The organism is Rhizohabitans arisaemae (assembly GCF_025996515.1).
In the GTDB taxonomy this organism is placed as follows: domain Bacteria; phylum Actinomycetota; class Actinomycetes; order Streptosporangiales; family Streptosporangiaceae; genus Rhizohabitans; species Rhizohabitans arisaemae.
On record NZ_BLRH01000034.1, the window covers coordinates 956,430 to 981,949 of the forward strand.

23 protein-coding genes are annotated in these 25,520 nt (G+C 71.8%); 10 read left to right on the top strand and 13 right to left on the bottom strand.

The genetic code is table 11. The features are described from left to right. Positions 1–74 precede the first annotated feature (74 nt). Together RUR_RS19990 and RUR_RS19995 are read left to right on the top strand one after the other, a co-directional pair. On the top strand, positions 75–1,307 hold the full coding sequence (locus RUR_RS19990; protein WP_283136614.1) for an FAD-dependent oxidoreductase: 1,233 nt from the start codon (positions 75–77) through the stop codon (positions 1,305–1,307). A 178-nt stretch (positions 1,308–1,485) separates the two neighbouring features. Beyond that, on the top strand, positions 1,486–2,091 hold the full coding sequence (locus tag RUR_RS19995; RefSeq protein WP_283136615.1) for a PadR family transcriptional regulator: 606 nt from the start codon (positions 1,486–1,488) through the stop codon (positions 2,089–2,091). Between the two features lie 136 nt (positions 2,092–2,227). On the opposite strand, the gene RUR_RS20000 is transcribed toward RUR_RS19995, so the two are convergent. From RUR_RS20000 to RUR_RS20015, 4 genes are all read right to left on the bottom strand, one after another. Continuing rightward, positions 2,228–2,878 (bottom strand): LUD domain-containing protein, encoded by a 651-nt coding sequence (locus RUR_RS20000; protein ID WP_283136616.1) that lies wholly within the window; start codon positions 2,876–2,878, stop codon positions 2,228–2,230. A gap of 33 nt (positions 2,879–2,911) precedes the next feature. Continuing rightward, positions 2,912–3,265, bottom strand: a complete 354-nt coding sequence (locus RUR_RS20005) for a DoxX family protein (RefSeq protein WP_283136617.1) — start codon at positions 3,263–3,265, stop codon at positions 2,912–2,914. A gap of 137 nt (positions 3,266–3,402) precedes the next feature. Beyond that, the gene (locus RUR_RS20010; protein WP_283136618.1) at positions 3,403–4,032 is read right to left on the bottom strand and encodes a hydrolase; all 630 of its coding nucleotides are present in this window, start codon (positions 4,030–4,032) and stop codon (positions 3,403–3,405) included. Between the two features lie 170 nt (positions 4,033–4,202). Further along, a complete protein-coding gene (locus tag RUR_RS20015; protein ID WP_283136619.1) occupies positions 4,203–4,796 on the bottom strand; it encodes a TetR/AcrR family transcriptional regulator in 594 nt (197 codons plus the stop codon). Between the two features lie 144 nt (positions 4,797–4,940). Between RUR_RS20015 and RUR_RS20020 the strand changes: the two genes are divergently transcribed. Further along, positions 4,941–6,695 carry an ABC transporter ATP-binding protein gene (locus RUR_RS20020; protein ID WP_283137055.1) on the top strand — a complete coding sequence of 585 codons (1,755 nt, stop codon included), beginning with the start codon at positions 4,941–4,943 and terminating at the stop codon, positions 6,693–6,695. Between the two features lie 87 nt (positions 6,696–6,782). Beyond that, complete coding sequence (locus RUR_RS20025) at positions 6,783–7,508, top strand: tyrosine-protein phosphatase (RefSeq protein ID WP_283136620.1); 726 nt, start codon at positions 6,783–6,785, stop codon at positions 7,506–7,508. Between the two features lie 242 nt (positions 7,509–7,750). Here RUR_RS20025 and RUR_RS20030 read toward each other — a convergent pair whose 3' ends face one another. Both RUR_RS20030 and RUR_RS20035 read right to left on the bottom strand, forming a co-directional pair. Beyond that, complete coding sequence (locus RUR_RS20030) at positions 7,751–8,104, bottom strand: DoxX family protein (protein WP_283136621.1); 354 nt, start codon at positions 8,102–8,104, stop codon at positions 7,751–7,753. Positions 8,105–8,191: 87 nt separating this feature from the next. Further along, a complete protein-coding gene (locus RUR_RS20035) occupies positions 8,192–9,358 on the bottom strand; it encodes an NAD(P)/FAD-dependent oxidoreductase (protein WP_283136622.1) in 1,167 nt (388 codons plus the stop codon). A 175-nt stretch (positions 9,359–9,533) separates the two neighbouring features. Here RUR_RS20035 and sigJ point away from each other — a divergent pair, with 175 nt between their 5' ends. Then, positions 9,534–10,460, top strand: a complete 927-nt coding sequence (gene sigJ, locus RUR_RS20040) for an RNA polymerase sigma factor SigJ (protein ID WP_283136623.1) — start codon at positions 9,534–9,536, stop codon at positions 10,458–10,460. 193 nt (positions 10,461–10,653) lie between these two features. Continuing rightward, the gene (locus tag RUR_RS20045; protein ID WP_283136624.1) at positions 10,654–13,995 is read left to right on the top strand and encodes an AfsR/SARP family transcriptional regulator; all 3,342 of its coding nucleotides are present in this window, start codon (positions 10,654–10,656) and stop codon (positions 13,993–13,995) included. Here the strand turns inward: RUR_RS20045 and RUR_RS20050 are convergent. The 7 genes from RUR_RS20050 to RUR_RS20080 form a co-directional block, all read right to left on the bottom strand. After that, positions 13,992–15,269 (bottom strand): serine hydrolase domain-containing protein, encoded by a 1,278-nt coding sequence (locus RUR_RS20050; RefSeq protein ID WP_283136625.1) that lies wholly within the window; start codon positions 15,267–15,269, stop codon positions 13,992–13,994. The two genes, RUR_RS20045 and RUR_RS20050, sit on opposite strands and share 4 nt — an antisense overlap. 301 nt (positions 15,270–15,570) lie before the next feature. Then, positions 15,571–16,515 carry a hypothetical protein gene (locus tag RUR_RS20055; protein WP_283136626.1) on the bottom strand — a complete coding sequence of 315 codons (945 nt, stop codon included), beginning with the start codon at positions 16,513–16,515 and terminating at the stop codon, positions 15,571–15,573. A gap of 137 nt (positions 16,516–16,652) precedes the next feature. Further along, the gene (locus RUR_RS20060; protein ID WP_283136627.1) at positions 16,653–17,612 is read right to left on the bottom strand and encodes a hypothetical protein; all 960 of its coding nucleotides are present in this window, start codon (positions 17,610–17,612) and stop codon (positions 16,653–16,655) included. Between the two features lie 13 nt (positions 17,613–17,625). Next, positions 17,626–18,573, bottom strand: coding sequence for an ABC transporter ATP-binding protein (locus RUR_RS20065; RefSeq protein WP_283136628.1), 948 nt, complete (start codon positions 18,571–18,573; stop codon positions 17,626–17,628). Further along, positions 18,570–18,965 carry a GntR family transcriptional regulator gene (locus tag RUR_RS20070; protein ID WP_346349053.1) on the bottom strand — a complete coding sequence of 132 codons (396 nt, stop codon included), beginning with the start codon at positions 18,963–18,965 and terminating at the stop codon, positions 18,570–18,572. The genes RUR_RS20065 and RUR_RS20070 overlap by 4 nt, the downstream gene beginning before the upstream one ends. 150 nt (positions 18,966–19,115) lie before the next feature. Continuing rightward, a complete protein-coding gene (locus RUR_RS20075) occupies positions 19,116–19,994 on the bottom strand; it encodes an MBL fold metallo-hydrolase (RefSeq protein ID WP_283136629.1) in 879 nt (292 codons plus the stop codon). 309 nt (positions 19,995–20,303) lie between these two features. Further along, the gene (locus RUR_RS20080; protein ID WP_283136630.1) at positions 20,304–21,107 is read right to left on the bottom strand and encodes an enoyl-CoA hydratase/isomerase family protein; all 804 of its coding nucleotides are present in this window, start codon (positions 21,105–21,107) and stop codon (positions 20,304–20,306) included. A gap of 85 nt (positions 21,108–21,192) precedes the next feature. Between RUR_RS20080 and RUR_RS20085 the strand changes: the two genes are divergently transcribed. From RUR_RS20085 to RUR_RS20100, 4 genes are all read left to right on the top strand, one after another. Next, positions 21,193–21,996: an enoyl-CoA hydratase/isomerase family protein gene (locus RUR_RS20085; RefSeq protein ID WP_283136631.1), complete on the top strand. Its 804-nt coding sequence runs from the start codon at positions 21,193–21,195 to the stop codon at positions 21,994–21,996. Further along, positions 21,984–23,561 carry an AMP-binding protein gene (locus tag RUR_RS20090; protein ID WP_283136632.1) on the top strand — a complete coding sequence of 526 codons (1,578 nt, stop codon included), beginning with the start codon at positions 21,984–21,986 and terminating at the stop codon, positions 23,559–23,561. Before RUR_RS20085 ends, RUR_RS20090 begins: the two co-directional genes overlap by 13 nt. Continuing rightward, the gene (locus tag RUR_RS20095) at positions 23,558–24,709 is read left to right on the top strand and encodes an acyl-CoA dehydrogenase family protein (protein WP_283136633.1); all 1,152 of its coding nucleotides are present in this window, start codon (positions 23,558–23,560) and stop codon (positions 24,707–24,709) included. Before RUR_RS20090 ends, RUR_RS20095 begins: the two co-directional genes overlap by 4 nt. A gap of 64 nt (positions 24,710–24,773) precedes the next feature. Then, positions 24,774–25,517: an SDR family oxidoreductase gene (locus tag RUR_RS20100; RefSeq protein ID WP_283136634.1), complete on the top strand. Its 744-nt coding sequence runs from the start codon at positions 24,774–24,776 to the stop codon at positions 25,515–25,517. Positions 25,518–25,520: the final 3 nt, after the last annotated feature.

Here is a 25,520-nt window from a genome sequence, read left to right on the forward strand (position 1 = left end):
GTCACCGGCCCTATCCGATCCCCGGGCCGGCTGGACCACCTCCAGACCTGCCAGGAGTACTTCAGGAGACGTCAATGGCACCTGTGAAGAACGCGTTGATCATCGGCGGGGGGATCGGCGGGCCGGTCGCTGCGATGGCGCTGCGCAAGGCCGGGATCGAGTCCACGGTCTACGAGGCGTACGACGACACGGCGGACGGCGTCGGCGCCATGCTCACCGTCGCACCCAACGGACTGGACGCCCTCCGGATCATCGGCGCGGACAAGTCGGTCCAAGCGATCGGCCTGCCGATGAAGGACTTGAACATGATGGACGGAAAGGGCCGGACCATGGGCGCCTTCCGGGCACTGGCCGGACTACCGCCCAGCCGAAGCGTCTGGCGATCGGACCTCCACCGCGCCCTGCGCGACGTGGCCACCGCGCAGGGCGTCCGGATCGAGTACGGCAAGCGCCTGGTCAGGGTGGACGAAAGGCCGGACGGTGTCGTGGCGTTCTTCGCCGACGGGAGCACCGCCGACGGGAACGTGCTCGTGGGCGCCGACGGCATCCACTCCACCGTCCGCTCACTGATAGATCCGCAGGCACCCGGCCCGAGCACCGTCCCCCTGCTCAACTTCGGCGCCGTCGCCGACTACTCGGTCCCGGGCGCCGCGTCCGACGCCGTCTACTTCGTGTTCGGCCGCCGGGCCTTCTTCGGCTACTGGCTCCAGCCCGACGGCACCACCGCGTGGTACGCCAACGTCCCGCACCACGCGCGCATGACCGCCGCGGAGGCGCGCAGAACACCGCCGTCCGAGTGGCTGCGCCGGCTCCAGGAGATCTACGCCGACGACGTGCCCGGCCGTGACCTGGCCGGACACACCCGGGCCGACCGGCTGTCCGCCTTCGGCACCAACGCGATCATGCCGTCGGTACCCCACTGGTACCGGGACCGCATGGTCCTGGTCGGAGACTCGGCGCACGCGCCCTCCCCCAGCTCCGGACAGGGCGCGTCGCAGGCCATGGAGAGCGCGGTCCAGCTGGCCCGCTGCCTGCGCGACATCCCCGACCTGGGGAGCGCGTTCGCCGCCTACGAAGGGTTGCGCCGGGGCCGGGTCGAGAGGATCGCCGCCCGTGCCGCCAGGACCAACGACAGCAAGAGCTACGGACCGGTCGCCAAGACGATGATGCGGCTGATGATGCCGCTCGCGACGAAGACCTTCCTGACCGCCGAGAAGACGCTCGGCCCCGAGCAGCGTTACCGGATCGACTGGGACGCCCCGGTCACCGGGGAGACCCCCGTCCCGGTACCGAACCGCCGAACGTAGCGATCGCCTACACCGACGGAGGCGACGCCGTTCACCTGAGCGGTCCCAGCCGACCCGGCCCCTGGTTGATCCAAGATTGCCCCCTTTCCCTCATAGTGGTAACCACAGTGGCAACCGGTGGTTGGCGCCAACTGGTTGGGCTTGGGTAGTCGAGAGTCGACCAAGAGATGAGGCTGTCATGGACAAGCGCCGCAAAGTGGCCAATCCACTGGCGCTCGCCGTGCTCGCCTGGCTGCTGACCGAGCCGATGCACCCCTACGAGCTGGGGCGCAGGCTGAAGGAGTCGGGCAAGGACCGCAACATCAAGTACAACCGGAGCTCCCTCTACATGGTTGTGGAGCAGCTGAACAAGGCCGGATTCATCGCCGCGCAGGAGACCCTGCGCGACACCCAGCGCCCCGAACGGACCGTCTACGGGCTTACCGACGAAGGCCGGGAGGAGCTCTACGACTGGATGCGCGAGCTGATCGCCGTCCCCCAGCACGAGTACCCGCGGTTCGGGGTCGCCCTCTCCCTGCTGAGCGTGCTCGCCCCCGACGAGGCGGTGGGGCTGCTCGGCCGCAGGCTGATCGCGTTGACGCTGGAGATCGACGAGATCCGCGCCGGGGTTCGGGCCGCCGTCGACGGCGGTGCCCTCTGGGTGTTCCTGATCGAGGAGGAGTACCGGCTGGCCCTGCTGGAGGCCGAGAGCCGCTTCGTCACGGGCCTCGTCGAATCGCTGAGCCGGCCGGACTACCTCCTGGCCTGGCAGGAGTACCTGGGAAAACGCGGACGGCGGCGGTGACAGGGGCATCGATCGCCGGTGGCGGCGCCGCCGGGCCGGTCACGGCGGCACCGCCGCGCGAGCCGCGATCGGGACGCTTTCCCGCCGGGTACGGCGAGGCGGACCGCTCCCGGGCCGCCGGGCCCGGGAGCGGCGGTCAGAAGCCGATCGCCTCGCGGACGAGGATCAGGGAACAGCGGTTCTCAAACATCTCGTTGTCGATGATGAGAATCTTGGACAGCAGCGCGGGGACGCCGTGCGCCGCCCGCATCCGGGCGTCCTCGCGGGGGTAGGCGTAGGTCTCGATCCGGCGCATCGCGGTGTCCAGGTCAGGGACGATCTTCTGGGCGCCGACCACCCAGACGACCTCCGCCGCACCGAAGCTGTAGAGGGCGAGCTGGCTTCCGCTGCCCGAGGCGGCGAGGAGCCGGCCGTCCTCGGTGACCGCGTGCAGGCTCCCGACCACCACGCCGGGGGCCCCGCCGAGGGAGCGCATCTCGTCGATCCGCCCCTCCTGCTGCAGCGCCACCAGCTTGGGGCGGAGCGCGTCGTACCGGCCGGAGGCGTTGATGTCCTCGTCCAGGCCGGAGACGCGGAGGGTCTCACTGGAGACGGTGAAGACGCTCCGGTCCGCGGGCAGGCGGTCGTTGACCAGGACGCGGGCCTGCTCCGGGGTGTCGACGACCTCGACGGTGTAGCCCTTGGCCCGCAGCGCGGCGGCGGCTCGCCGGATTTGCGACTCGTCGGCGGGCCGCTCGAACCGGGTGTCGAGGTCCAGGCCGGCCTCGGTCGTGGTGAGTGTGGTCATCGGGTTCCTCTCGGGGTTGAGGCGGGCGGAAGGTCAGAGGGTGGTCGCGACGATCACGCCGGTGACCGCGGAGAACACCAGGAGCGCGATCGAGGGGAAGGTGTCCTTGAGTCCGTCGCGATACCTGATGTGGTAGCCGGCGGCGCCGAGCATGAGCAGGGCCAGACCGGCCGCGGCGGCGACGCCGAGCACGCCGATCCACAGGCCGGTGAGGAGTCCGAGGGCGCCCAGCAGCTCCAGGGCGCCGATGGTCCGGGTGAGCCCGGCGGAGACGCCCATCCGGGCGAGGGCCTTCACGGCCTCGGCTTTGCCGGTGACCTTGGGGAACCCGGCCCCCGTGAAGGCGAGGGCGAGCAGAACGGAGAGGACGACGGCGGCTGTGGACATGGTTCGCGATCTCCCGCGGTGGAATATACTTCAATGAATGAACCATGTTTTAGCAGAAGTAATTCCGTCACGTCGAGCCGGGGCCCGAATTTCCCTGGTGACAGGGGTGGAGTACCACCGACCGGACAGAAGGAGCGCTAACTCTCCGTGAAAGTCAGGTACCAGCCCCAGGCGTCGCCCTGCTCCTTGGCGGTCTTCACGAAGTCCTGGACGGTCTCCCGGCGGGCCCAGTCACGCTGGAGTTCACAGGCGACCGAGTTCCAGGTGGTGAGCTGCGCGCCGGCCTGGTGGACCCGGGCGAGTGAGCTGCGGTGCGACTCGACCGTGGTGCCGCCGAGGGCGTCGACCACCGGGTAGACCTCGTAACCCTCACGAAGGGCGTCGAGGGTCGGGAAAAGGAGGCAGGCCTCGGTCCACAGCGCACCGATGATCAGCTTTCGCCGCCCGGTCGCCTTCACCGCGTCGACGAACTCCCGGTCCTCCCAGGAGTTGATCGAGGTACGGTCGATGGACGGGATCCCCGACAGCTCCCCGCGGAGCTGCGGGACCGTCTCCTCGTTCACCCCGGTCTCGACGTTGACCGTGGAAAGCACGATCGGCAGGCCGAAACGCCGCGCCGTCCTGGCCAGGGCGACCACGTTGCCGATCAGATCACCGGTCGGCATGGACCGCACCGTGTAGATCTGCGGCGGCTGATAGTCGATCAGGATCAGTGCCGAATTCTCCGGGGTGAGCAGGTGATCGGCCTCGGGATCGCGCCTGGGCATGCTCGTCATCGTGTCCCCCTGGGGTCCGCGACCCGGTGATCCGGATCGCCGCCGGTACGCGGCCCGACCGGCCACGCGGGGTCACGTTGCCGGGACGCCCGGCGGCAAACCCGGCTCGCGGCTTTCTTGGGGACGACGTGGGGAAACGCGGAGTCTGCGGGAACTCCGGACTAAAGGGCGATCAGCTTCTCCAAGGTGCGCAGGCACAGGCTGAGCGCCTCGTGTTTGGGCACACCCCCCTCGGGCGGCCGCTGCCAGGCGTTGCAGTGCTGCCAGGCCGCGTACAGCAGCGCCCAGAGCGTCATCTGCAGCCACTCGGCGTTCAGCGCCGGGTCGATCGTGCCTTCGGCCTGGCCTCTGCGGATCAGCTCGACGACGGTGCGATCGGAGTCGCTCTCCTCCTCCCACACCTCGCCCATCCCCAGGTTCGGCTCGTTGAACAGCAGCATGAGACCGCTGCCGAGCTCGAAGTACTCCTGGCAGAGCCGCTTGAGCGCGTCCTGCGCCGCACCCTCACCGGGCCTGGCCCGCGCGGTGGCGTTCTCGATCTTCTCCAGCACGTCGTGGCCGAGCGCGCTGATCAGGTCTGTGCGTTCGGGGAAGTACCGGTGGATCGTGGTACGCCCGACGCCCGCGGCCGCGGCGACGTCCCCCAGTGACGCGGCCGGGTCCTGGCCGAGGACGACGACGGCTGCGTCGAGGATCGCCCGGCGGGTTCTGGCACGCGTCCGGGTCTCGGCACCGGCTGGAGAGTCCACACTCACATGTGCATAGTAGGGGCCTGTTCCGCAATGGGTCAAAGTTGACACGAATAGAACATTGATGTTCTACTTTCGAGCATGTCTGCTCCGGAAAACGTCACCAAAACGGGGCCACAGCACGCCGCCCCGACGCTCCCGCGGCTCCGGATCCTGTGGTCGTTCGCCCGTCCCCACACCGGAAAACTGATCCTCGCGCTCCTGCTGGCGCTCGTCGTGACCGCGATGGGCCTGGTCACCCCGATGGTGACCAAGTGGGTCCTCGACACGCTCAGCTCGTCGGCCTCCCTCACCGGCCCCATCGTCAGCCTGCTGATCCTGCTGGTCGTCGGCGCCGGGATCGGGCTCTGGCAGTGGATCATCGTCGGCACGCTGGGCGAACGCGTCGTCCTGGACGCCCGGGAGTCCATGGTCCGGAGGTTCCTCCGCGCCAAGATCCCCGTGATCGCCAAACACCCCACCGGTGAGCTGGTCACCCGGGTCACCTCCGACACGCTGTTGCTCCGGGAGGCCGCCTCCTCCAGCGTCATCGGGCTGATCAACGGGGTCATCATGCTCATCGGCACCCTGGTGATGATGGGTGTCCTGGACCTGGTGCTCCTCGGCACCACCGTCGCCGCCGTGGTGCTGGTCTCGATCACCTTCGCCCTGCTCATGCCCTCGATCGCCAAGGCGCAGGAGCAGTCCCAGGACCACATCGGCCGGCTCGGCGGGCTCCTGGAGAGCTCGCTCCGGGCGATCCGGACCGTCAAGGTGAGCCGTGCCGAAAAGCGGCAGGGGGACCGGATCATCACCGAGGCGCGGGCCTCCACCCGGTTCAGCGTCCGCGCCGTGCGCAAGGAGGCGACCGCCATGACGGTCGCCTGGTCGGGGATCCAGCTCGCGATCATCCTCATCCTCGGCATCGGGGCCTGGCGGGTCGGCCTGGGCGAGCTGGAGGTGTCCAGCCTGATCGCGTTCCTGCTCTACGCGTTCGCCCTCATGGATCCGGTCACCCAGCTCAGCACCAACGTCACCGCCCTGCAGGCCGGGATCGCCGCCGCCGAGCGGATCAAGGCGATCGACGCGATCGACGTCGAGACCGACCCGCCGGGCGCGCACGGCGAGGTGCCCGCCGCAGACCGTACCGGCGGCCAGGTCCCGGTACTTGAGCTGCGCAAGGTCACCGCCGCGTACGGGCCTGAGGCCGAACCCGCGGTCAAGGCGGTGGACCTGGCCATCCCGCGGCACGGTCACACCGCGATCGTCGGCCCCTCGGGGGCGGGCAAGACGACCCTGTTCTCCCTCATCCTGCGGTTCCTGGAACCCCAGGGCGGGGAACTGCTCCTGGACGGCCGCCCGTACCGGGACTACACCTACGACGAACTGCGCGGACGCCTGGCGTACGTGGAGCAGGAGACCCCGGTGGTGCCCGGAACGATCCGGGAGAACCTGCTCCTCTCCGAACCCGACGCGGCCGAGGAGGAACTGCGCCGGGTCCTGCGGGAGGTACGGCTGGAGGAGCTGGTGGACTCACTGGAGGACGGACTGGACACGCCGCTCTCCTCCACCTCGGTCTCCGGCGGCCAGCGGCAGCGGGTCGCGCTCGCCCGCGCGCTGCTGCGCACCCCCGACATCCTGCTGCTGGACGAGGCGACCGCGCAGCTGGACGGGCTCACCGAGGCGGCGATCCACGACTGCATCCGGCACCGCGCCGAGACCGGGGCCGTCGTCACGGTCGCGCACCGGCTGTCCACGGTGATCGACGCCGACACGATTCTGGTGATGGAGGACGGCCGGGTCCGGGCCCGGGGCGACCATGCCACGCTGCTCGCGACCGACGAGCTCTACCGGGAGCTGGTCAAGGCGCTGCGCATCGCCACGGATGCCGAATCCGAGCGGGCGGACATCGTCTCCGTCCACTGAACCACGGCAACCGGGGCATCGGGCTCGTACGGCGGGGGCCGCGCCCGGTGATCACGTCACGGGGGCGGCCGCCGTAGGCTTGCCCCCGTGACCCGACACATCGTGTTCTCGCGTCTGCACAACTTCCGGGACCTGGGCGGCTACCACACCCACGACGGCCGCAGTGTGCGCTGGGGGTGGCTCTACCGATCCGACTCGCTCGGCAAACTCCACGGCGAGGACTGGGAGCGGTTCCTCGCCCTCGGCGTGGGCACGGTGATCGACCTGCGTTACCCCTGGGAGATCGAGCGTGCGGGCCGGGTGCCGGAGAGCGACGGACTCGACTACCACAACCTGAGCGTCGAGCACCGGCCGTATCGCCAGGAGGCGCTGGGCGCCGACGTCGAACTCGGCCGGTTCCTGGCCGGCAAGTACGCCGAGGTCGCCGCCGACGGGGTCGCCGAGCTGCGGCGGGCCCTGGAGGTGATCGCCTCGGCCGGCGACGCCCCGGTGGTCTTCCACTGCGCCTCCGGCAAGGACCGGACCGGCCTGCTCGCGGCGCTCATCCTCTCCCTGCTCGGCGTGTCCGAGGACGACGTCGTCGCCGACTTCGCCCTCACCGAACTGGCCACCGAAGGCCTGGTCGCCGATTGGCTGGCCGAGAATGGCCGCCTGCCGCGGTGGCCCGGATTCGGGCGGGCACCCGCCGAGATCATGCGGCTCTTCCTGGTCGGCCTGGCCGCCGAGCACGGCTCCGTACACGGCTACGCGCGCGACCGGCTCGGGGTGGACGAGGAGCTGATCAACACACTGAAGAAGCGGCTCCTGATCTGACCTTCCTTCCGAGTCCGGTACGGGGCCTGAACAGCGGCCGAACGCTCAGCGGCGTCGGCGAGCCGGGGCGGGGCGGGATTGCCGCCTTCCCGCGGTCCGGCAGGCGGAGCTGCGAAAGGATGCTTCCGCGGCGGGCACGCCGACCTCCCAGACCTTCGTCGCGCTTGCATCGTTCGTCGTCGGGTATCAGCAGGCCCAGCGAGACCGCCCGCGCCACCGATACCCAACCCCGGTCTCCGGGATCACGCCCAGTGGTAGGCGAGGTTCATGCCCAGGGCGGCAACAGCGGTGGCGAAGAACCCCGCCCAGTTCACGAGGTCGCGCGAACCCACTCGCAGGTGTGCAAGAAGCGCGCCGACGAAGTACAGCACGAGGCCGCTCGCAGCGAGTGTCCCCAGCATCGGCACGCGGAACCCGCCCAGCAACCCCAGGGAGCCCGCCGCCAGCATCATGCCCAGCACCGGCACCCACGACCGTGGCAAGCGCTTCATGTCCGCCTGCGCCTTGGGAAACTCGTGTCCGATCAGGTAGACCACGGCTGCGCTGCCGAACAGCAGCGAGGCGAATATGGTGACCGTGACGTAGGCAGCGAACATGCGTACTCCTCTATGGTTGATTGTTGCCCCCGTGTCTCATTAGTCCGACGAAACAACAGCCGGAAATGTCAGGCGACTCATCGAGCGTCAGCTCCCTCGTATCGAGGGCGCCGACTGTTCGAGGCGCGGGCCGCCCTTCAGCCACATGGCCGAACCCGGCCTGCCGGCCTCGCGGCGGATCCTGGTCACCGCGAACTTGCAGGTGAACTCCTTGATCACTGCACCCATGCGGCCGCCCACGTAGGCGTTCATCGCGGTGTCGTCCTTGCGGGCGATCTGCCGTACGGCCATGCGCCGGCCGAGGCTGACGCACGCCCCCGAGAAGGCCAGGTTGATCACCGCCGGTTCGGTCCCGGCGATGCGGCTCAGCACGGTGTCGGCGGCCTGTGCCCCGAGCGGCCCGGCGGCGTAGCAGCTCATCCGCAGCGGCCGGCCCGACGGGGCGGCGGCGTCGCCGGCCGCGACGATGCGATCGTCGTCGACGCTGGTCAGCGTCTCGTCGGTGAGCAGCCGGCCGAGTCCGTCGGTCTGCAGGCCGCTCGCGGCCGCCAGCCCCGGCACACCGAAACCGCCCGCCCAGACGGTCAGCGCGCTTGTCTGCGCCGCGCCGCCGGCGAAGACGAGCGCGTCCGGCCGAACCTCGCCGACCATGACATCCTCGAGCACCGCGACACCGTGCCGGGACAGCCACCTGGCCACGGCCCGGCGGCCTGACGGGCTGAACGACGGAGCCAGGCTCCGCCCGCACACCAGCGTGACCGCACGTCCTTGCTCGGCCAGCTCGGCGGCCGTCTCGATACCGGTCAACCCGCCGCCGACCACGGTGACGGGAGCGTCCGGGGGCAGCTCCTCCAGCCTGGCGCGCAGCCGCCGGGCGGACTCGAACTCGGCGACGCCGTACGCGAACTCGGCGGCGCCGGGCACCGACGGCGGTATCGTCGCGGTGCTGCCGACCGCGTAGATCAGGTAGTCGTAGTCCAGCGTGCGGCCGGACGCCAGGAGCACCGTGCGGGCGACGATGTCGATGCGCACGGCGCTGTCGACGACCAGCCGGACGCCCTCGCCCAGAAGCGTGCCGTAGTTCACGATGACCTGGCCGGTACCGGCCGCGAACTGGTGCAGCCGGACCCGTTCGACGAACTCCGGGCGGGGATTGACCAGGGTGACGTCGACGTCGGCACGCATCCGCAGGCGGTTGGCCGCGAGTGCTCCGGCGTAACCGCCACCGATGACGACGACCTTGTTGTCGGACATGGCGAGGTTCCCTTCTCGATCACAACGGTGTGGTGAGGCCTTGGCCGGCGGGGGTGCCTCACCGGTACGACGACGCACCCCGGTTGAATGTCAGGCGGCGCGTCGGCCTGACATTCCGCGCCGCTGCCTCGTCGTACCGATGAAGGCGGAGACGAGGAAGGAAGTGCGACACCCGATGACAACCCCGGACCCGAACGTGAGCGCGGTCATGAGCGAACGGGCTCTGCTGATCAATGTCGCCTACCGGCTTCTCGGCTCCATGGCCGAGGCCGAGGACGTCGTCCAGGAGACCTACGCCCGCTGGTACTCCATGTCCCCCGCGCAACAAGAGGCCATCGGATCCCCCGGCGGCTGGCTGACGAAGGTCGCCACCCGGATCTGCTTCGACCTGCTCGGCTCGGCACGGGTCCGGCGCGAGAGCTACGTGGGCGAGTGGATTCCCGAGCCGCTGCCCGACCTCACGGAGTGGGGCGGCGAACGGCCGGGCGGCATCACCGCCGACCCGGCCGACCGGGTCACGCTCGACGAATCGGTCACCATGGCCTTCCTCGTCGTGCTCGAATCGATGACCCCGGCCGAACGCGTCGCGTTCATCCTGCACGACGTCTTCCGCTACCCCTTCGCCGAGGTGGCCGAGATCGTCGGCCGTACGCCCGCGGCATGTCGCCAGCTGGCCTTCTCGGCGCGCCGCCGCATCGGCGCGGCGCAGGTTCCCGTGACTCCGGCGGTACGGCAGGCCCGCATCGTCGGGGAGTTCAAGCGGGCCTGGGAGGCCAAGGACATCGACGCCCTCATCGCGCTCCTCGACCCCGGCGCCACGGTGACCGCCGACGGCGGCGGCCGGGTCGGCACCGTACTCCGCCCGGTCGAGGGCGCCGCGCAGATCGTGCGCATGCTGGTCAACCTCGCCGGCAGGCAACGCGGCCTGACGCTCCTGGAGCGGACGGTCAACGGCAGGCCCGGCCTGGTGGCCGAGCAGGACGGCGCCATCGTGACCGTGGTGGCGTTCGACGTCGAAGGCGATCGGATCACGCACATCTGGGCGGTGCGCAACCCCGACAAGCTCCGGTCGTGGACGGCGCGTTCCTCGGAAGGTTCATGAACGGCCGGCTCCCACAACATCGCCTCCGGCAGGAGGTTCCTCCGGGAACGCCCCGGTCCACCGGACGGTCACGAGCCGAAGGCCGAACCCGAGCTTCATGTGATCGCCGGGGGTGAGCCGTCCGAGGGCACTTCCCGAGGGGCTCGAACCTTGCCTGTCAGGGAACACGTCGCCATCTGACAGACTCCCGGCCATGGCAGATGCGGTCGAGTCGGGCGGCGACAGCGGACGGATGCGCGTCGGCATCCTCGGTTCCCTGGTGCTCGACACCGCTGCCGGCCCGGCGCGGGTCGGGGGCGCGCGGCTGCGGGCGCTGCTGGCCCGGCTGGTGATCGACGCCGGGCGTGCCGTCGGTCCGGCCACCTTGGCCGAGGCACTGTGGGGTGATGAGGCACCGGCCGACCACCTGCACGCGCTGCAATCCCTGGTGTCCAGGTTGCGGCGCGTCCTTGGCGACCCCGGGCTGCTCACCTCGGGCCCGGCCGGGTACCTGCTCGCCGTCGAGCCGGACGCGGTCGACGCCATCAGATTCGAGCGACTCGCCCGTGCAGGACGGCACGCACACGCGCGATCCCACCCCGCCGAGGCAGCCGCCACCCTGCGCGAAGCCCTGAACCTCTGGCGCGGCCCCGCCCTGGCCGACGTGCGCGAAGCGCCGTTCGCCGGTGCCGAGGCCGAACGGCTCGAACGGGCACGCCTGGCCGCCCTGGAGGACCGGATCGAAGCCGACCTCGCGCTCGGCGCCGGCCTCGACCTGGCCGCCGAACTCGAAACCCTGACCACCGCCCACCCCCTGCGCGAACGGCTCCACGCCCAGCTGATCCGGGCCCTGGCGGTGGAAGGTCGCCGCGCCGAGGCACTGGACGCCTACCAGCGGATCCGCCACCTGCTCACGGACGCCTTCGGCACCGACCCCGGGCCGCGACTCCAAGAAGCCCACCTGGCGGTACTCCGGGATGAACTCCCCCGCCCCGGCCGATCACACGGCGCCCTGGACGCCTCCGGCCCCCGGCTTCAGGAGGCGACCGGCGGCCCCCTCCCCCGCCGATCACACGGCAACCTGGACATCCCCCTCACCGGCTTCGTGGGCCGCGACGACGACGTGCACCGCGTCACCGGCCTGCTGGACAGGGTCCGGCTCGTCACCCTGACCGGCCCCGGAGGCGCGGGCAAGACCCGGCTGGCCAACACCGTCGGCCACAGGCTCACCCCCTCCGGCGGAGTGTGGTTCATCCCCCTGGCACCGGTCGACGCCGACGACGTACCCCGCACGGTGCTCGACCTGCTGCGGGCACGCGACCGGAGCACGCCGCAGCGGCCCCTCACCCCGGAGGCGATCCTGCACCACCTGGCCGAGACCCTCGCGGACGACGACCTGGTACTGGTCCTGGACAACTGCGAGCACGTGATCGGGGCCGCCGCCACACTCATCGGATCCCTGCTCGGCCGCTGCCCGAGGCTGCGGGTACTGGCCACCAGCCGGGAACCCCTGCGCATCGACGGCGAAACCCTGCACCCGGTGGCGCCGCTGGAACTCCCGGAACCGGGGGCGACGGCCGAGCAGGTCCGCACCTGTGCCGCGATCCGGCTGTTCCACGACCGGGCAGCCGCCGTACGGCCCGGCTTCGCCCTTGAAGGCGGCGCCCTGACGGCGGCGGCCGAGATCTGCCACCGCCTGGACGGCCTGCCGCTGGCGATCGAACTGGCCGCGGCGCAGCTGCGCGCCCTGCCCATCGAGGCGGTCGCGGCACGACTCGACGACCGCTTCCGGCTGCTCACCGGCGGCAGCCGTACGGCACTGCCACGGCACCAGACCCTGAACGCCGCGGTGGCCTGGAGCTGGGACCTGCTCACCCCCGGCGAGCGAGCACTACTGGAACGGCTCGCGATCGTGCCCGGCGGCCTCTCCGAGGACACGGCGGAAGCGATCGGCCGCGCCGGCGACATCCGGGAACTGCTGACGGCACTGGCCGACAAGTCCCTGCTGCACCCGGTGGAGCCCGCCGACCCGGCCGAGCCGCGCTACCGCATGCTGGAGACCATCCGGGAGTACGGCCTCGCACAGCTGGCCCGGCGCGGCGAGGCCGACGCCCTGCGAGAGCGGCACGCCAGGTTCTTCCTCCAGCTCGCCGAGACCGCCGACCCGCACCTGCGCACATCCGGCCAGCTGCCCTGGCTGGCCCGTCTGGCCGCGGAGCGGGACAACCTGACGGCCGCGATCCGCTGGGCGGCCGAGTACGGCGACGCCGACCTGGCGACCCGGTTCGGCGTCGCGCTGAGCTGGTACTGGTTCCTGCGGGACCACCCGCCCGAGTCGCTGGACCTGCTCGGCCGGGTGCTCCAGGTCCCCGGCCCGGCCGAACCGCAGGCACGCGCGGTGGTGGCCGCCGCGCACGCGCTCGCCACCACCGAGGCCATCAGCCGGCCGGAGGAGGCGGAAGCGGCCTTCGACCGGATCAGGAAGGCGCTGGCGGACGCCGTCTCCGGCACCCACCCCATTCTGGAGATGGCCCGGCTGGCGCTCACCCTCGGCTCAGGACACGAGGAAGCCGAACCCGCCGAGCCCAAGGGCTTGCCCGTGCGGCTTGGCCGTACCCGGGATCAGGACGCAGCCGGACCCGGCGAGCAGGCGGATCCCTGGAGCCGTTCACTGGCCTTGATGGCCGGCGGCGTACGGCTCATGAACACCGGGGACGCCGCCGAGGCGACACACGTGCTGTCGCACGCGCTGACGGGCTTCGAGGAACTCGGTGAACGGTGGGGCCTGGCCACCACGCTGAGCACCCTGAACTCCGCGATGCAGCGGGCCGGCGAACCGGCCGGAGCGCCCGCCCTGGCCGAGCGGGCCACCCGCTACTTCCAGGAGCTCGGCATGCCTGAGCACTCGATGGAGAACGAGGTGGCGGCCTCGCTGCACCGCGCCGAAGCCGGCGACACGGACGGCGGGCGGCGGCAGCTGACGCACCTGCTCGACCAGGCCGAGCGGACCGGGTCGGCCGAATCGCGAGCCCAGGCGCGCCTGGGCCTGGCACGCCTGGAGTTGCGGGCCGGGCGGCCCGGGCCGGCCCGCGAACACGCCCGGACCGGTCTGGCCGAATCGCCACCCGGCCGGTCGACCCCGCACCTGACCGTGTTGCTGCTGAGCGTGCTCGCCCAAGTGGACGCCACGGAGGGGCGCCCGGACAGGGCGGTACGCCGGCTCGACCACCCGGCTGTGCACATGACGCTGACCTGGCATACGCAGATCGCAGCCTCGATCGCGGTCGTGATCGCCGAGATCGAGCTGTGCCGTGACCGGCCGGAACGGGCGGGACTGCTGCTCGGGGCCGCCGCCGTACTGCGGGGCCGGGACGGCCTCGGCGACGCCGGCGTGCGAACGATCACACAGCGCGCCACGGCCGCCCTGGGCGCCGCCGGGTTCGCCGCCGCCCGCGCCCAGGGCGCGGCGATGTCACGGGCCGAGGCCGAAGCGTTGGTGTCCGCGGCCATCGCCGCACCGGCCGGTCGGCGGACGCAGGGGGGAGCGGCAGGCTAGCGGGAGGCCGGCACCGGCTTGCCGAACATCGTGCAGGTCACGGCCAGTTGAAGAGCCTGGGCGGCCTTGGCGATCTTCGGGTCGGCCTCGAACTCGGCCCACGACTGCGTCGAGATGAGGACGGTCGCCGAGCGGGCGCCGGTGCGGTCGGTGATGCCGGTGGTGAGGTAGCCGGGGATGCCGCCGTCGTGACCCCAGAACGTGCCGCACGGGTGGGCACCGGTCTGGACGCCCAGCCCGTAGCCGGGCCCGTCCGGCTGCTTCGGATCCACCGGCACGGTGGTGCGCATCTGCGCCAGCCGGCCGGCGGGCAGCAGCTCGCCGGACATCAGCGCGGTGGTGAACCGGGACCAGTCCTGCACGGTGGACACCACCGCCCCGGCCGGCCCGCCCCACCCGGGATCATTGCCGGACACGTCCACGTGCCCGTGGCGGCGCGGCCCGGCGAAGTGCCGGAACCCGGCCGGCACACCCGGTGGCATGTGGGCGGCGTCCGGTTCGTAGCCTCGGGCGTAGGGGCCGCGCCAGGTGGAGTCCGTGGCGTAGTAGGTGTGCTTGAGGCCGAGCGGCCGGGCGATCCGGTCCCGGACCAGCTCGGCCAGGCCCGCCCCGGTGACCCGCTCCAGGACGGCGCCGATCGCGGCATAGCCGGTGTTGCTGTACGACCACTTCGTGCCCGGCGCGAACAGCGGCTTGTGCTTCACCCCCGCGGCGAGCAACTTCGCCGGGGTCCACCGGCGCCGGTCCTTGCCGAGGACCGACGGCCGCAGCGCGGGATCGTCGGTGTAGTCGAACAGGCCGCTGGTGTGGTTCAGCAGCATGCGCAACGTGATCGCCTCACCGCCCGGCACCTTGCCCGGCAGCCACTTCTCCACCGAGTCGGTCAGGGCGAGCCTGCCCTCGGCGGCCAGCTGCAGCACGAGCGTGGCCATCATGGTCTTGGTGTTGGACGCCACCCGGAACTCGTCCCCCGCCTTGAGCAGGTGATCCCGTCTGGTCCAGGTGGCCTGTTCGACGATCTCGACAGGCGTGCCGCGGCCGTCGTCGACCCGCACGATCACCCCCGGCGCCCCGGCGTCCACCAGCTTCCGCGCCAACTGCTGGAGCTGGGCGCGCGGCGCCGTGGTGCTGCTCGATGCCGCGGACGGCGTGGCCGCGACGGCGCCCGGGAACAGTGCGGCCAAGGCCAGACTCGCGGCCAGAGCCGAAACCGTGACCATGCGCGGCCGACGTGGCGGCAGCACATGAGCGGACGAAAGTATGCGTGGGGACATTTACCCGTCCCTCCCGGTGAACAAGTGATACGGACGTCCCCACGCTCCAGCTCACCGCTCACAAACCGCACTCAGACCGCTGCCAGCCGCAGGACAGGGGTGTAGGCAGGGACCGGCGGACGCCCCTGTACGCGCGTCGGCCCGGACGTCAGTCGTCCGCGGGGCCGGTGAAGACCGGGGGATGCCGTTCCCGGGCCGCGGCGCCGCCCTCGACGGCGTCCGGGCCGGGGAACGGGATCACGTGGAGGTACAGCGGAGAGTGCGGCCAAGCCGAGGGCCCCGGCCGCCTCGGTGGAGGTGGTCAGCGGGTGCGGCGGACCGTACGGGCCACGGTGAAGCCGAACAGCAGGGCCGAGCCGGCGAGCAGGATGCCCGCCTCGGTCCACTGGAACCGCCAGAACCGGCTCGGGGGATGGAGGTAGGAGGCGAACCGGTACCCCTTCTCGAGCAGGCAGTGCGCTTGGCCGTCCACTCCCCCGACCGGCCTGACGTCGGGCCCGTCCGGGCAGACGTCGAGAGGCGGGGACTCGGTCTCCGCGCCGGACAGGGCCACCCAGGCGTCGCCGACCCACCGGACGTCCTGGAAGTGGTCCATCCGCTCCTCGACCATCACGCGGACCGGCTCGGCGTAGTGGTCGCTCAGGCTTTGCAGGCTGTACACGGCGAGAACGATCCCGGTCACCGTCACCGCCATCGCGGGGAGCATCTTGCGGAGCAGCGCGCCGGAGGCCGTGCCGAGCGCGAACGCGAACAGCCACCAGAAGGCCGGGGCGACCCCCACCATGTGGAACACGCCGAGGTCGCTGAACCACTTTCCCCCCCTCGCTGGGGTGAACGCCGCGTACCACGCCGAGGCCATGGCCGACAGGGCCAGCCCTCCGAGCATGAGCAGGCCGCCAAGAACCCCGAGCTTGGTCAGCAGCCAGCGTCTCGGCGGCACGGCCTGGGTCCAGGCGAGCTGATCGGTACCCCGTTCGAACTCCCTGGCGAGCAGCGGCGCCCCCCAGAAGGCGCCGATCAACGCCGGGATGAGCAGCGATATCCATCCGTAAGAGTGCTCGGCCAACAGGTACAGCTCGGTCGACCCCGCCGTGAACCATGGACAGGCGTCCACGGCCGAAGCCGCGCATTCCCGGACACGGCTCTTCCCGATGCTGGAGACCAGGAGCAGGGCGCCGTAGGCGAGGAGGAACCCCGCGGTGGTGAGAATCTGCCCGCGGTGCTGCCGCCAGGTCAGCCAGATCATGTACGTCGTCCTTTCATCGCGTGGAGGTAAGGGCCGGGCGGTGTGGCGGCATGACGGCTCGGGCCGCCTGAGGTGGGCGAGGAACGACGGAGAGTACGGCCACCGAGGCGGGCCCCGGCCGCCCCGGCGCCGGGCGGTCAGCGGGTACGGCGGACCGTACGGGCTACGGTGAGGCCGAACAGCAGGGCCGAGCCGACGAGCAGGATGCCCGCCTCGGTCCACTGGAACCGCCAGAACCGGCTCGGGGGATGGTGGTACACGGCGAGCCGATAGCCGTTCTCGAACAGGCACTGTTCCTGGACGTACCGCTCCCCGTCCGGTCTGACGTCGGGTCCGACCTGGCAGACGCGGAGGGGCGGGTCGGCGGTCTCCTCGCCGGAGGGTGCCACCCAGGTGACGCCGACCAGCCGGATGTCCTGAACGAAGGCGTCCCTGCGCTCCGCGACAACCTTCCGGACCGGCTCGGCGTAGAAGTCGCTCAGGCTGAACAGGCCGAACATGGTCAGCGCGACCCCGGCCGCCGTCACCGCCATCGCCGGAAGCACCTTGCGCAGCAGCGCGCCGGAGGCGGTGCCGAGCGCGAACGCGAACAGCCACCAGGCGGGCGGGGCCACCCCCACCATGTTGAACACGCCGATGTTGCCGAACCACGACTCGCCCAAGACGGCGTCGAAGGCCACGCGCCACGCGGAGGCCATGGCCGACAGGGCGAGCCCGCCTAGCGTCACCAAGCCGCCGAGGACCGCGAGTTTGACGACAATCCAGCGCTTCGGGGGTACGGACTGGGTCCAGACGAGCTGATCGGTGCCACGCTCGAACTCACGAGCGAGCAGCGGCGCTCCCCAGAAGGCCCCGATCAGCGCCGGGATCAGCAGCGGCATCCATCCGTAGACCTGGTAGACGCCCTGGTACAGGCCGTCGATCTCGGTCACGAAGACCGTGCAGAGGTCTCCGGCGCTGTCGGAGCAGTTCCGCAGGCTCTCGCTGATCCGGTACCCCTGGAGGCCGGAGACCAGCAGCAGGGCGCCGAGGGCGAGGAGGAACCCCGCGGTGGTGAGGATCTGGCCGCGATGTTGCCGCCAGGTCAGCCAGATCATGTGCGTCGTCCTGTCATCGAGCGGAGCTGAGGATGGGCGGTACGGCCACGGCGGCGTCGGGCCGCCGGAGGTAGGCGAGGACCAGTTCCTCCAGGCCCACCGGGTGCGCCGTCCACTCCGGGGGAAGGAGCGGCTCCGTAGCCTGCACGAGCAGGGTGTCCTGCCGCTCGGTGCCACTGCGTGCGATCACCGGGAACCTCTCGGCGAGCGGGCCGGCGCCTTCGGCGGGGCCGGTCAGCCGGCGGTGCCCGGCGAGCAGCCGGTCGACGTCGCCGTTGAGCTGGACGCGGCCCCCGTTGAGCACGACCAGCCAGTCGCACACCCCCTCCAGGTCGGAGACGACATGCGAGGAGAACAGCACGGTGACCCCGGTGTCGGCCACCCCCACCATCAATCCGCGCAGCACGTCGTGCCGGGCGAGCGGGTCGAGGTCGGCCAGCGGCTCGTCGAGCACCAGCAGATCCGCGCGTTTGGCGATCGCCAGGGTGAGCGCGACCTGCGTCCGCTGCCCGCCCGAGAGCCGGCCCACCTTACGGTTCAGGGGGATGCCGAGCTCCTCAAGCCGTCCGGTCGCCAGGTCCTGATCCCATCGGGGGTTGGCGATCCGCCCGAACCGCAGCGTCTCCGCGACGGTGAAGCCGGGGTAGAGCGGCTTGTCCTGGGCGAGGAAGGCCACCCGGGCCATGGACTCGGGTTCGGGCCGCAGCGGCTCGCCGAGCACCTTCACGCTCCCCTCGGTCGGCTCCAGGAGACCGACGACGAGCTTGAGGAAGGTGGATTTTCCCGCGCCGTTCGGGCCGACCAGCGCGACGACCCGCCCGGCGGGGACGGACAAGGAGCAGTCCCGCAGCGCCTCGTTCCGGCGGTAGCTCTTGCTCAACCCGGTGGCCTCCAGGGCCGTCGGTCCCGGATCGTCCGCCGGACCGGTCCCCGGCATGCGCACCACCGTCTCGCCGCTCACGCGGTCTCCCGCCGGGACGCCTCGTCGAGCACCGAGCCGACGAGCGCCTTCACGTCCTCGTGGTCGAGCCCCGCCTCACCGCAGGCCCGTACCCAGCGGGTGAACTCCCCGCGCAGCCGCGTGTACTCCGCCGGGGCCGCGCCGCCCAGGGTGCGCTTGATGAACGTACCGAGCCCCGGCCGACCGACCACCAGGCCCTCGCGCTCCAGCTCGCGGTAGGCCTTGAGCACGGTGTTCGGATTGATCGCGAGCTTGTCCACCACCTCCCGCGCGGTGGGCAGCTGATCCCCGGGCCGGAGCATCCCGAGCCGGAGCGCCTGCTTCACCTGATGGACGAGCTGAAGGTAGGTCGCCACCCCGGACCCCCGGTCCAGATGAAATTCGATCACCATAGACCCTTTCACTAATTAATTAGTGAAAGGATGCGACGCGGGCTTGATCTTGTCAAACCACCCGGTGTCCGCGCGTATGCATGGCCGCGCGCCGAAGTTGGCGGAACCGGCGCCCTCACCTGCGAAGGAGGCGCGCCGGTCCCCGAAGGATCACCAGCGGATTCGGGAGAAGTCCGGGGCACGTGGGGGCAGGTCCCGGATGCGGGCGGTCAGGGCGCGCAGGCGTCCGGCCATCTCCGCGGCGGGGAGCCGCACCCCCTGCCCGTGGCCGGGGAGGAGCCGTTCGAACCGGAGGACCTCCGACGACCGGGTGAGGGAGGCGGCCAGGACCGGGATGGAGTACCAGGTCACCGACTCGAAGATCTCCACGTCACCGGTGGTGCGGGACCAGTACAGGGTGTCGCCGCTGAAGCAGTACCGCTCGTCCACGACGTACAGCACGCTCCCCGCGGTGTGGCCGGGGACCGGATGGGCGATCACTCCGTCGGCGATCGGAACGGGCTCGGTGCCGCGCAGCACCCGGTCGGCGTCGGGCGCGGCGTCCAGGTCTCCCTCGTGGATCCAGAGCCGGGCGCCGAACCGGTCGGCGTAGCGACGGCCGTGCGCGGCGTGGTCGCGGTGGGTGAGCAGGACGTCGGTGACCGGGCCGAGCCGCTCGTACCGCGCCGCCAGCGACTCGGCCCAGCGCGGCGTGTCGATCATCAGATTGCCCGCCGGGCGCACCACCAGGTAGGAGTTGGCGCCGGCGGTCTGCGTGGCGTTGTGACCGCACAGGTGGACCCCGTCGTCCAGGAGCAGCGGGAACGGGTCGAGTTCGGTGTCGAGCCGCCCGGCCGGGTAGCGGATGGAGCGGGTGTGGCAGGCGAAGGCCGCGGTGTGGAGGATCGCCGTCTCCACCTCGTCACGCGGCTGCCGCAGCATGACGGACCGGCCTCCGGCCTCACCGACCAGCCCGGGGGCGAGTTGGCGGGAGACATCGCAGTTGGTGCATCGATCGTCCACATACCAGCCTGCTGATCTGTCGGACATGCCGGGCTCCTCCTGGGTGACGGAAGGGCCGTGCCGCGTGTGCCCGCACGCGGCCGGCCCGGAGCATGCGAAAGCTGACCGCCGGCGTCGAGGCGTCGTCCCGCCTGCGGCGCCGGAACATCCCCGCGAACCGGAGCCAAGGCTCCCCACGGTCTTCGTGCCGCGAAGTGATCGACCCTCCTCGTACGACATCGTGTCCACCGGCGACGTCAGGATTCTTGCCTGCCCGGAGTGATCCCGCATCCCCTCAGGTCACAGGCGCGCCCGGACGGGTACGGCCGTGGACGGCGCCATCCCCGGCCCGGCGGGTCAGTCGTCCGCAGGGCCGGTGAAGACCGGGGAACGCCGCTCCCGGGCCGCGGCGATGCCCTCGACGGCGTCCGGGCCGGTGAAGCCGAGGAACTCCATGCCGAGGGACGCCTCGAACGCGGGGCCCGCCGCCCGCAGCCAGTGGTTGAGCGCGTGCTTGGTCCAGCGGATCGCGGTCGCCGAACCGGTCGCCAGGCGGGTCGCGACCTCCCGGGCCTCCGCGAGCAGGTCGTCGTCGTCGACGCAGCGGGCGACCAGGCCGATCCGCTCGGCGGTCTCCCCGTCGATCTGCTCGCACAGGAGCAGGTGGTAGCGGGCCCGGGCGAGGCCGCACAGGATCGGCCAGGCCAGCACGGCGTGGTCCCCGGCCGCCACGCCGATGCGGGTGTGCCCGTCGAGCAGGCGGGCCGACCGCCCCGCCAGGCTGACGTCGGTGAGCAGCGCGACCGCGAGGCCCGCGCCGACCGCGACCCCGTTGATCGCGGAGACGGTGGGTTTGCTGCAGTTGACCAGGTTGTAGACGAGGTCCCGGGCCTCCCGGAAGGCGGTGGCCCGGGCTCCGAAGTCCTCGGTGAGCCGCCGGACCCAGGCCAGGTCTCCCCCCGCGGAGAAGGCGCGGCCCCGCGCGTGCAGCAGGATCGCCCGCACCCGCGGGTCGGCGTCGGCGTCCCGCCACACCTGCGCGAGGGCGCGATGGAGGTCTCCGTCGACGGCGTTGAGCTTTCCGGGGACGTCGAGGACCAGCTCAAGGACGCCTTCGGGGGTGAGGTGCGGGTGCAGCGCGCCGTACGTGCCCATGTCCATTCTTTACTCCTGGATATTGCCGATCGATCGATCGATCGCTACCGTACCTCATATCCGGACGGCCAAGGCGAGGAGGAATCAGCCAGTGATCGAGACCGCAGCGGGCGCAACCCCCGAGGACGACCGGCCGGGACTGCTGACGTCCCGGCGGGGGAACGTCGCCGTGCTGACGTTGAACCGGCCGCACATCCGCAACGCTCTGAACGGCGCCATGCTCGACGCCCTGGAGGAGCGGCTGACCCTGATCGCCGAGGACGACTCGCTGCGGGCCGTCGTCCTGACCGGCGCCGGGACCTCCTTCTGCAGCGGCGAGGACCTGGCGGTGGCCAAGGAGGGCGGCGAGACGTTCGCCCGGTCCATCCGCAGCCTGCAGCGGGTCACCCGGCTCTTCTTCAACCTCGGCAAGCCGGTGGTCGGGGCGCTGAACGGGCCGGCCGTCGGCGGCGGCCTGGAGCTCGCCCTCTCCTGCGACGTCCGGCTGGCGTCCCCGGCCTTCTTCTGCTCCACCCCCGAGACACGGCTCGGCCTGATCCTCAGCAACGGGGCCTCGGTCCTGCTCCCGCTGCTGATCGGCCAGTCCCGGGCGCGCAGAATGCTGTTCAGCGGCGCGCGAATGGACGCGGACTGGTGCCACCGGGCCGGGCTGATCGACGAGATCGTCCCCGGTGACCTGCAGGCCCGAGCCCTGGAGATCGCCGCCGAACTGAGCTCGGGCGGTCCCCTGGCGACCGCCGCCACCAGGCGGCTGCTCAACGCGCCCCTGTACCGGGCGCTCACCGCCGCGCTCGACGACGAAGAGGAGACCTGCATCGACATCCAGCGGACCGCGGAGGCGGCCGAGGGACTCGCCGCGTACCGCGGTGCCCGGGAGCCGTCGTGGCGGACCTGACCAACCTAGCCGGCGCGCTGCGGGCCAAGGCGGCCGCGATCCCGGGCAAGGACGCGCTGCGGATCGAGGGGGACACCCTCACCTACGGCGAACTCGACGAGCGGGTACGGCGGCTGGCCGCCGGGCTCGCGGCCCTCGGCGTCGGACCGGGGCACCCGGTCTGCATCTTCGCGGGGACGAGCTGCGACTACGTCGCAAGCTGGCTGGCGCTCACCCACCTCGGCGCGGTCGAGGTGCCCGTCAACACCGGCTTTCGCGGCGAGGCCCTGGCGCACGCGCTCCGCCTCACCGGGGCCCGCGTCCTGCTCCTGGACGCCGAGCACGCGCCGATCGCCGCCGCCGTACTCGCCGACGCACCCCTCATCCGCGAGGTGGTCCTGCTCGGCGACGCCCCGGCCGGGGTCCGGCTCCCCGGGGTGACGGTCCGCTCCGTCCGGACGCTCACCGAGAAGGGGCACTCCCCCGTCTCCCCGGCGCCCACCGGGCCGGGGGACACCGCGATGCTCATGTTCACCTCGGGGTCGACCGGCCCGAGCAAGGCGTGCCGGATCCCGCATCGGTACACGCTGCGCCAGACCGAGATCTTCCGCGAGCAGCTCGGCATCGGGGCCGACGACGTGCTCTACGCGCCGTTCCCGCTCTTCCACGTGGACGGCGCCGTCTTCACCGTGGCCGCGGCCCTGACCGCGGGCGGCACCGCGGCGCTCGCCCCCCGCTTCTCGGTGTCGCGCTTCTGGGCGGACTGCCGCAGGCACGGCGCGACCGTGTTCGACTTCATGGGGGCGACGCTCGCCCTGCTCCACCGGCAGCCGCCGCGGCCGGACGACGCCGACAACCCGGTACGGCTGGCCTGGGGCGTCCCCATGCCGTCCTGGGCGGCCGAGTTCGAGCGCCGGTTCGACCTGGAGCTGGTGGAGATCTACGGGCTCACCGACGCGGGCATCGTCCTCTACAACCGGCCGGGCGAACCGGGGCCGCCCGGCAGCTGCGGACGGGCGGTGCCCCCCTTCGACGTCCGGGTGCAGGACGCCGACGGCTTCGAGGTGCCCGACGGGGAGGCCGGCGAGCTCGTGGTCCGCTCCGCGGAGCCGCACACCGTCATGTCCGGCTACCACGGCGACCCCGAGGCGACCGCCGACGCCTTCCGCGGCCAGTGGTTCCACAGCGGGGACCTGGTCCGGCGGGACGGGCGCGGCCACTTCTTCTTCCTGGGGCGGCTCAAGGACGTCATCCGCCGCCGGGGCGAGAACATCTCGGCCTTCGACCTGGAGCAGGCCCTGCTGGAGCACCCCGACCTGGTGGAGGTGGCGGCGTACGGCGTGCCGAGCGAACTCTCGGAGGAGGACGTGATGGTCACGGCCGTCGCCCGCGAGGGGGCCGCGACCACGGCAAAGGACATCTGGGCCTGGGCGTCGGCCCGGCTGGCCCGGCACATGGTCCCGCGCTACCTTCGGCTGGTCGGCTCCATGCCCAAGACCCAGACCGAGAAGGCGGCCAAGCACCTGCTGCGCGAACTCGGCGTCACCCCCGACACCGCCGACCGGGAGGAGGCGACCCGCACGTGATCGACCTGACGCCCGGGCAGCGGCTGCTCCGCGACACCGCCAGGGACTTCGCCGACCGCGAGCTCGCGCCGTACGCCCGGGAACGGGACCGGCGCGAGGAGCTGCCCCGCTCGGTGGTCGGGCAGCTGGCCGAGGTCGGCGTTCTCGGCCTGGGCCTGCCCGAGCGGTACGGGGGCGTCGAGGCCGGCACCCTCTCCTACTGCCTGGCCATGGAGGAGCTCGGCCGCGCCGACGCCTCGGTGGGCGGCATGGTCGCCGCCAGTCTGGGCCTGGTGGCCGGGGCGATCCTGCGATGGGGCGCCGAGGAGCAGCGAGCGGCCTGGCTGCCCCGCCTGGCGAGCGGGGAGTCGGTGGGCTGTTTCGCGCTGACCGAACCGGAGTGCGGCTCCGACGTATCCCGGCTCACCACCCGGGCGACCCTCGGACCGGACGGCTGGCGGATCACCGGTGTCAAGACGTTCATCACCAACGGCACCTGGGCGGATGTGGCGCTGGTCTTCGCCCGGGTGGACCCGGACCAGGCCGGCCCCCGGGGGGTCGGCTGCTTCCTGGTCCCCACCGACCTGCCCGGTTTCTCGGCCCGGCCGATCAAGAACAAGCTGGGACTGCGCGCCCAGGACGTCGCGGAGGTGGTGCTGGAGGAGGTCCGGGTTTCCCGCGACGCGCTGCTCGGCTCCCCCGGCGACGGCTTCGCGGTGGCCGTGACCGCGCTCGACCGGGGCCGGATCTCGCTGGCCGCCGGCTGCGTCGGGATCGCCCGGGCCGTGCTGGACGCGGCGCTCGGCTACACCGGGCAGCGGCACGGGCCCGGCGAGCCGGCAGCCGACATACAGCCGGTCCGGCGGCTCCTCGCCGTCATGGACGTGGAGATCACCGCCGCCCGGCTCCTCACCCACACGGCGGCACACCTCGCCGACCGGGGCCTGGACCATTCGCTCGCCGCCTCCCGCGCGGGGCTCTACGCCTCCGAGGTCGCGGTGCGCGCCACCGGCGACGGGGTACAGGTGTTCGGCTGCAACGGCTACATCGACGAGTTCCCGCTGGAGCGGCTGCTGCGGGACGCCCTGATGGCCACCCGCTACGAAGACGCCGGGCGGGCCCGGCGGCTCCTGCTCGGCCGGGGCCTGACCGGGATGAGCGCGCTGTGAGCGGACCGCACGGGATCGACGCCGCCGGCCGTACCGAAATCGGATTCAAGGGAGTGTGGACGCTGTGAACGGACCGCGGCAGCCGTACGGACGGCTCGCGATCGTCACCGGCGGGGTGAAGGGGATAGGCGCGGCGATCGTGGCGCGGCTGGCGGACTCGGGGTTCGCCGTGGCGGTCCTCGACCGGGACCCCGCGGGCGAGGACCTCCCGTGCGCGCGGGCCTACCGGGTCGACGTCGCGGACCACGACCGGGTGGCCGAGGCGGTGCACGCGGCCACGGCGGAGTTCGGGCCCCCGGCGGTGGTGGTGAACAACGCGGGGTGGGACCGGGTGCAGCCGTTCGTCGAGAACGAGCCGGAGCTCTGGCAGACGTTGATCGGCGTCAACCTGGTCGGGGTGCTCAACGTGACCCACGCGGCGCTGCCGTCGATGCGGGAGGCGGGCGGCGGGCGGTTCGTGAACGTGGCCAGCGACGCGGGCCGGGTCGGTTCCTCCGGCGAGGCCGTCTACTCGGCCTGCAAGGGCGGCGTGATCGCGTTCACCAAGGCGATCGCCCGGGAGGGCGCCCGCCACGGCGTGCTCGCCAACTGCGTCTGCCCGGGGCCGACGGCGACGCCGCTGCTGGAGTCGATGCGGTCGGACCCGGCCACCGACAAGATCATGGAGGCGATGGTACGGGCGACGCCGCTGCGCAAGCTGGCCACCCCGCAGGACGTGGCCGCGGCGGTGGGCTTCTTCGCGGAGGAGCCCGGGCACGTGACCGGTCAGGTGCTCAGTGTGAGCGGCGGGCTGACGATGTCCGGCTGACCA